Annotated in this window: 6 protein-coding genes; 2 read left to right on the top strand and 4 right to left on the bottom strand. The window is 66.3% G+C overall.

Translation table 11 applies throughout. From position 1 onward, the window contains the following. A partial coding sequence (locus Q0R16_RS08780) for a glycine cleavage T C-terminal barrel domain-containing protein (RefSeq protein WP_295635142.1) occupies nucleotides 1–1,616 on the top strand: 1,616 nt, incomplete at its 5' end. After that, complete coding sequence (locus Q0R16_RS08775) at nucleotides 1,609–2,097, top strand: hypothetical protein (RefSeq protein ID WP_295635139.1); 489 nt, start codon at nucleotides 1,609–1,611, stop codon at nucleotides 2,095–2,097. The genes Q0R16_RS08780 and Q0R16_RS08775, both read left to right, overlap by 8 nt. Nucleotides 2,098–2,100: 3 nt before the next feature. Here Q0R16_RS08775 and Q0R16_RS08770 read toward each other — a convergent pair whose 3' ends face one another. From Q0R16_RS08770 to Q0R16_RS08755, 4 genes are all read right to left on the bottom strand, one after another. Continuing rightward, the gene (locus Q0R16_RS08770) at nucleotides 2,101–3,429 is read right to left on the bottom strand and encodes a dienelactone hydrolase (protein WP_295635135.1); all 1,329 of its coding nucleotides are present in this window, start codon (nucleotides 3,427–3,429) and stop codon (nucleotides 2,101–2,103) included. Next, a complete protein-coding gene (locus Q0R16_RS08765) occupies nucleotides 3,417–4,376 on the bottom strand; it encodes a LysR family transcriptional regulator (RefSeq protein WP_295635132.1) in 960 nt (319 codons plus the stop codon). Before Q0R16_RS08765 ends, Q0R16_RS08770 begins: the two co-directional genes overlap by 13 nt. A gap of 88 nt (nucleotides 4,377–4,464) precedes the next feature. Then, nucleotides 4,465–5,829, bottom strand: coding sequence for an FAD-dependent oxidoreductase (locus Q0R16_RS08760; protein WP_295635128.1), 1,365 nt, complete (start codon nucleotides 5,827–5,829; stop codon nucleotides 4,465–4,467). Continuing rightward, the coding region (locus Q0R16_RS08755; RefSeq protein WP_295635126.1) for a choline dehydrogenase at nucleotides 5,826–7,242 on the bottom strand (1,417 nt) is incomplete at its 5' end. The genes Q0R16_RS08760 and Q0R16_RS08755, both read right to left, overlap by 4 nt.

Genomic DNA, 7,242 nt, shown 5'->3' with positions numbered 1-7,242 from the left:
CCGCGGACTTGCTGGCAATGTCGGGCGGGTTCACCCCGGTGGTGCACCTTCACATGCAGGCGGGCGGTGCGGCGCTCGATTGGGATGCGGGAGCCCAGGCCTTCCTACCCGGCGCGGCGCGGCAGAACGTCCAATCGGTGGGCGCAGCAGCCAGCGCCGAACCGATCGGCCCGACCCCCGCGCCCGCCAATCCGGGCAAGGCGTTCATCGACTTCCAGAACGACGTGTCGCTGGGCGATGTCGATCTGGCGTGGGCCGAAGGCTACCGCTCGGTCGAACATCTCAAGCGCTACACCACGCTGGGCATGGCGACCGACCAGGGCAAGATGAGCAACATGGCCGCGCTCGGCCGACTTGCCGAACGGCAAGGCGTGGCCATCCCCGAGGCGGGGCTGACCACCTTCCGCCCGCCCTACACCCCGGTTACAATGGGCCTGCTCGCGGGCCGCACCACGCGCGATGCGGGTGCGCATCTGCGGCGGCTGGCGCTGTACGATCAGCACATGGCGCACCAACCGCTGTGGCAGCCGCTGGGATACTGGAAGCGGCCCCGTGCCTATCCGAAGGCTGGCGAGATGCTCGCCCAAGCCGCGCTGCGCGAGGCGCGCAGCGTGCGCAATGCGGTGGGCATGACCGACGTCTCGACGCTCGCCAAGTTCGAGATCAGCGGGCCCGATGCGGTGGCGCTGCTCGAACGCATCTGCGCGACCACGGTCGGCAAGCTGGCGGTAGGGCGCGGCCGCTACACTTTCATGCTACGCGAAGACGGCTTCGTGTTCGATGACGGCACCGTGTGGCGGCTGGCCGAGGATCGCTTCCTGCTGACCAGTTCGACCGGCGGGGCAGACCGAATGGCGACGCACTTGTCCTATGTTCGGCAAGTGCTGTTCCCGGACTTGCGCGTGTCTGTGGTCAATGTGCAGGAGCACCACGCCGGGATCGCGGTTGCCGGGCCGAAGGCGAGGGCGGTGCTGGAGGCGTTGATCGGCGAGGCGCCGCCGCGCCACATGTCGGCCACGACGGCTGAAATTGCGGGCGTTCCGGTTACCGTCCTCGCCGCCAGTTACAGCGGCGAACGCGCGTTCGAAATCTACGCCGAAGCCAGCCATGCCGCGCCGGTGTGGCTGGCTTGCGAAGGCGTCACGGTGAGCGCGGGCGGCTGCCTCTACGGCATGGAAGCGATGGAATTCCTGCGCATCGAAAAGGGCCACCTCGTGGTCGGCGGTGAAGTCGACGGGCGGCGGACGCCGCATGATCTCGCGCTCGACCGGATGCTCAACAAGGCCGCCGGTTACATCGGCGCGGCGGGACTTGCGCGCCCTGCTCTGGCGGAAGCGGGCCGGTTGCAACTGGTCGGGCTCGAAGCGATCGAGGGCGCGATTCCCGAAGGTTCGATGCTGGTGACTGCACCGGGTAATCGGGCCGAGGGCCACGTCACCGCAGCGGGCATCCGGGTCATCGATGGTGGATCGATTGCGCTGGGAATGCTTGCCAACGGATTTGCGCGGGCCGGTGAAACGCTGACCGCGACGTCGCCCACCAGGGGCCAGACCGCTACGGTCCGTGTGGTCGCACCGCACTTTTACGATGCTGCCGGGGATCGCTATCGTGACTGATTTGACAGTGACCACCCTGCCCGCCGCGCCGCTGCATGTGCTGGAAATCTGGAGCGATCCGGCCGCCGTCGCGGCGCGGTTTCAGGCCGCACTGGGCGCACCGCTGCCAGCGATGGAGCGGTCGCTGGAACTGCCGGCGATGCGGTTGATCCGCTTCGAACCCACGGTGTGGCTGGTCGAGGGCGATATTGCCGGGCTGGCCGATGTGCTGGATACCGACGGCAGCCTGACCGCGATCGGCGGCGGCGTTGGACGAGTGCGGCTGGCTGGGGCAGGCTGGCGCAGTCTGCTGATGGAAGGCGGCGTGTTCGATGCCGAATCTTCTAACTTTTCAGCCGGTTGCAGTGCCTCCACCATGATCGATCACGTCAACGTGCGGCTGCTGGTCGAAAGCGAGGACGCATGCCTGGCCTACGTGCCGTTGAGCTACGCGCACGACATGGTCCATTTCTGGCAGGTTGCCGCAACAACGCTGCCCTGACCGTTACTTCGTGGCGGCCGCGTGCCGCAGTTCAAGTCCGCTGGCGTGGCGGCGCTGGAAACCCTTCCACAGCGTGACACCTGCCCCGCCCGGGCTGTAGGCGGCCCACGGCGTTCCATCGGGCGCCTTCCATTCGCCATCGTCGGAGTTCGTCACCGGCACATCGAGCCAGCTTCGTGCCGCCGCATCGCCCTTCAGGTTCAGCGCCAGGAAGGCGGTGATGAAGTGCAGGTTGATCGCGATGATCCGGTCCTTCCGCCAGACGGGGTCCTCGAACCAGTCGAGGTCCCACACCGTTCCCTGCATCTCGGCTGGCGCAGGGCTGAGCCCGATCGCGTGGCCGCCCTGCTTGAAAGTAAGCAGGTAGCGATCGGTACGGGTGGCGCCTTCGAACTGCGCCAGCGCGCCGGTCTTGTAATCGACCGTCAGGTCCGATGATCCCTGGATCAGCAGCAGCGGTGCAGTGATGGCGCGCAGGCCTTCGGGTCCCCAGGCGCTGCTTGGCCGTCCGCCGGCGGCCGCCATCGCGACGATCGCCTTCACGCCCGGAACCTTGCCCGCCGCTTCGTCGGGCCCACCGCGCGCGATGCGCCTGAGGTAACCGCCGGCCACCAGCGGCATGTTGGGGCCTTCGGGGTCGAGGCTGGCACCGCCCGCGGCCAGCACGCCGTAGCCACCTTGCGAATAGCCGATCAGCGCGATGTTCGCCGGATCGATCAGCGTTCCCAGCGATTTGCGCAAGCTGGCCGCGACGAAGGCGATATCGAGCGGGCGGTTGTAATTGGGCACCGCGCGCGCTTCGGCCGGGATAATGTAGGGATCGGGATCGTCGTGATGGATCGCGGCGACAACGTAGCCCTTCGAGGCCAGGTTCTCGGTCAGCCAGGTCATCCCCTCGGGCGAATTGCTGTAGCCGTGCGAGACGATCACCAGCGGGTAACCACCGCCAGCGGGTTCGGCATCGGCCAGCGCGAGACCGGGCATGGTGTACGCGACCGGCGGCTGCGGTGGCTCGCCGAACAGGGTTGCGTGGTACGTGATCGCAGCCGCGCCGGGTTTCTGCCTGGCCGGATACCACAAGTCGACCACCAGCTTGCGCTCATGGAGGGGAATGGCGCCCGTCTTGGGATCGGCGGCTGGAAAATCGGGTTGGGCCTTGTGGCCCAGTGTGATGCTGCGGAAGCCGACCTTGTACTCGCCCAGTGCCGCCAGTTGTGGCGCGTCGGTGCCCGGAACACTGGGCGGAACACTGGGCGGAGTATTGCCGGCCTGGGCTGTCGCCGGGGCCAGCAGCGCGATCGCCAAAAGCGCGGTCTTGATCAGGCGTTCCATGTCAGTTGCTCCGCCAGCCACGGCATTTGATCGATCAGGGGCGGGAATGTCACGGCCCGCAGTTCGTTTGCGCTAAGCCGGGCCACGTCAGCCGGCAAGGTACCGAGTTCACCCGCGCGCGCCACCACTTGCACCGAACGCGAAAACCGCCCGCGCGGCATGGGTTCGACGCGGGTCTGGCGCAACAGTTCGGGTGCGGCGGACAAGCACACCGGCGACGTGATCGTCCATCCCAGTCCGGCCGCCACCAGCGCCAATTGCTGGTGCGACGATTCGACCTCCACCACCGGCCGCAGCCCCAGCTTCATTCGCACGATCTGCCGTTCGATCTGCTGGCCCATGCCGGTGCCTTGCGAAAAACGGATGAACGGCAGATCATCCAGATCACCGGTCAACCGGATCGGCTTGGTGTAGCTGGCGGGCGCCACGATCACGAAGCATTCCTCGAACACCGGGTGCAGTTCGACGTTGTCGCGGTGTTCGAGGTTGAAGCTGCCCGTCACCATCAGGTCGATATCGCGCGCCATGAATTCGCCCTGGTGCTCAAGCGAAATGCCCGAACGGATCGTCCAGCGCCCGGCGCGCTTGCCCAGCCGCGACAGGATCGGCTTGGTCAACTGGTTGGCCAGGCTGAACGACATCGCCACCGTAAGGCTGGCCAGCGGCAAGTCAGCCCCGGCGCGGACGTCGTCATAAGTGCTGCGCGCGAGGCCCAGAAGGTGCTTGCTGCGTTCGAACATCGAGCGGCCGCTGGTGGTGAGGCCGAGCGGGCGCATCGAACGATCGAACAGCGGGGTACCGATGCTTGCCTCCAGCCGGGCGATCGTTTGCGAGACGGCCGACTGGGTGACGAGCAGATGCGCGGCGCTTTGCGACATGCCGCCCAGTTCCACCGTCATCACGAACACTTCGAGCGCGTGGAGATCGAATTCCTGCGGCAGCTTCATCGGCGCATGGTATTAGCTATCGTGATATTGGCCATCTCAAACGTGTTATGCGGCCATGCCTTTTGCGCATTGTTCATAAGAGAAGTTGTCACGCGATTCGCGCACCCTGCCGGCGCAATTCGCCTTGCACCAACGCCATGTCGATCTCGCCGAAATCGCGCCCCGTCCGCACGCCGATCGCCGCCGCCACGCCCGCGCCCTGCCCCGCCACCGCGCAGCACATCATGTTGCGCACCGCCGCGTGGCTAACCTTGTCGCCGCCGATGGTGCGGCCGGTGACGATCAGATTCTTCACACCCTTGGGCAGCATCGACCGGTACGGCACGTGGAAATAGCGCCCGGTGGTGGGCAGGATCAGCAGGCCATAGCCGTCGATGAATTCGGGGAAGATGCCGATCGAATCCTCGAACCGGCCTTCCCCGCGCACGTCGGCATCGGTGAGGTTGTAGGCCGCGTCGATCTTGCGGGTATCGCGGATGCCCAGCGTCATGCCGAAATTGCGCAGCTTGGCGGTTTCGCAACCGGGCATGAAGCCTCGCAGCGCAGCGACCGCGTGCATAGCCTGCGCGCGCCCCTCGATCTCGCCGCGCGTCAGGTCATCGGGATCGGTCCCGTCGAGCGTCATGTGGACCATGTTGAGATACGTCAGGTCGCCCTGGTCCGACACCGTGCCCCACGTGCCCGCGATCGTCGCCAGGTTTTCGGGCAGCAGACCCGCCTTCAGCGCCTGCTCGAACGGCTTGCGCAGGAACGGCGAGAACATCGCGTCCTCCTTGCCATCGGTGGTCACGCTCCACTCGCCGTCCTTGGCCCAATCGGCATACGTCTGCGGCTCGGCTTTCACCGCATCGATGAACCGCGCCTTGTTGACCCCGCACATCGAGAACATCACCGAAGCCGACATCATCTCGGCCACCGGGTGCTTGTGCGTCGGTGCGCCGGCGCGGTTGGCGATATCGGCATCGCCGGTGGCGTCGATCACGCGTTTGGCCAGGATCGCCTCGCGCCCGGCCTTGCTCTCGACGATCACGCCGCGGATGCAATCGCCTTCCATGATCGGCGCCACGAACATGCGGTGCAGCATCGGGATCACGCCCGCCTCCTGCACCAGCACATCGGCGACATATTTGAACGCCTCGGCATCGAGCGAATGGCTGATCGATTGCGGCTCGGGCATCGCCGCGCCCATCGCCTTGGCCCGATCCTCGAATTCGCGGCCGATGCCTTCGCTGTCGATCGTGGTCGGGTGGCGATACCAGGCAAAGCCCTCGACCCCGACTGCGGTGATGTTGCCGCCGAAGCAGCCATAGCGCTCGAGCAGCGTCGTTTGCGCCCCCGCGCGCGCCGATGCCAGCGCCGCCGCGAGGCCACCGGGGCCGGAGCCCACCACCAGCACCTCGGTTTCGTGGATCACGTCGATAGCGCGCGCCGGTTCCAGAACGGTCCGGCTCATCGCTGGCGGGTCTCCCAATCTGGCGCCACGTAATAGGGGGCATTGGACGGCGCGAGCATCGGCTTGCCGAGGATATGATCAGCGCCCTTTTCGCCGATCATGATCGTGGGCGCGTTGAGGTTGCCGGTGGTGACCGAGGGCATCACCGAACTGTCGACCACGCGCAGCCCCCCGACGCCGATGACCCTGAGTTCGCAGTCGACCACCGCCTGCGGATCGTCCAGCGCGCCCATCTTGCACGTGCCCGAGGGGTGGTATGCACTTTCGACCTTCCGGGCGATGAAGGCATCGATCGCCTCGTCGCTGGTCACGTCCGCTCCTGGCTGTATTTCGCGACCGCGGAACGGCGCGAAGGCGGGTTGCTGGAAGATCTCGCGCGTCAGCCGGACGCAGGCGCGCATTTCCACCCAATCGTCCGGGTGGCTCATGTAGTTGAAGGCGATCACCGGCTTGTCGCGCGGATCGGGCGAGCGCAGCGTCACGCTGCCCCGGCTTTTCGAGCGCATCGGCCCGACATGCGCCTGGAAGCCATGTTCCTTCGCCATGCTGTTGCCGTCGTAGCTGACCGCGAGCGGGAAGAAATGATACTGGATGTTGGGATAGCGGATGCCCGCGCGGCTTCGGATAAAACCGCAGCTTTCGAAATGGTTGGTCGCGCCAAGCCCATCGCGCCGGAGCAGCCACCGCGCACCGATCATGCCCTTGGCGAGCAGGTTCATCGCCGGATAGAGCGAGACAGGCTGGGTACAGGCCATCTGGAAATAAAATTCGAGATGATCCTGCAGGTTGGCACCAACCCCCGGCCGATCGCTCACGACCGCAATGCCATGCGCCTTAAGCTCGGCCGCCGGACCGATGCCCGACAGTTTGAGCAGCTGGGGCGTGTTGATCGGTCCCCCGGAGAGGATCACTTCACGGTTCGCGCGGACGCGGTGGAGCGTTCCGCCGCGCTCATACTCGACCCCCACCGCGACCCCGCCTTCGATCACTATCCGAGTTGCAAGGGCGTGGGTCAGGACTGTCACGTTCGACCGCTTCATCGCCGGGCGCAGATAGGCCTTGGCCGCGCTGCACCGCGCGCCATCGCGGACGGTCATGTCCATCCGCCCGAAGCCTTCCTGCTGCGCGCCGTTGACGTCGCCGGTGACCGGATAGCCGGCTTGCTCGGCCGCATCGATCCACGTCTGGTAGAGCGGGTTGGTCAGCGGGCCGTAGGTCGTGTCAAGCGGCCCGTCGTCGCCGCGATATTCATTGCCGCCTTCGGCGCGCCGCTCTGCCCGCTTGAAATAAGGCAGCACGCTGGCATAGCTCCAGCCCCGCGCGCCCTCGTCCTGCCAGCGTTCGAAATCGAGCGGGTTGCCGCGGATATAGACCAGGCCGTTGATCGACGAGGAGCCGCCAAGCCCCTTGCCG

Origin of the sequence: Novosphingobium sp., from assembly GCF_025351285.1 — a bacterium.
Taxonomy (GTDB): domain Bacteria; phylum Pseudomonadota; class Alphaproteobacteria; order Sphingomonadales; family Sphingomonadaceae; genus Novosphingobium.
This window is presented reverse-complemented; position numbering and strand designations above follow the sequence as displayed.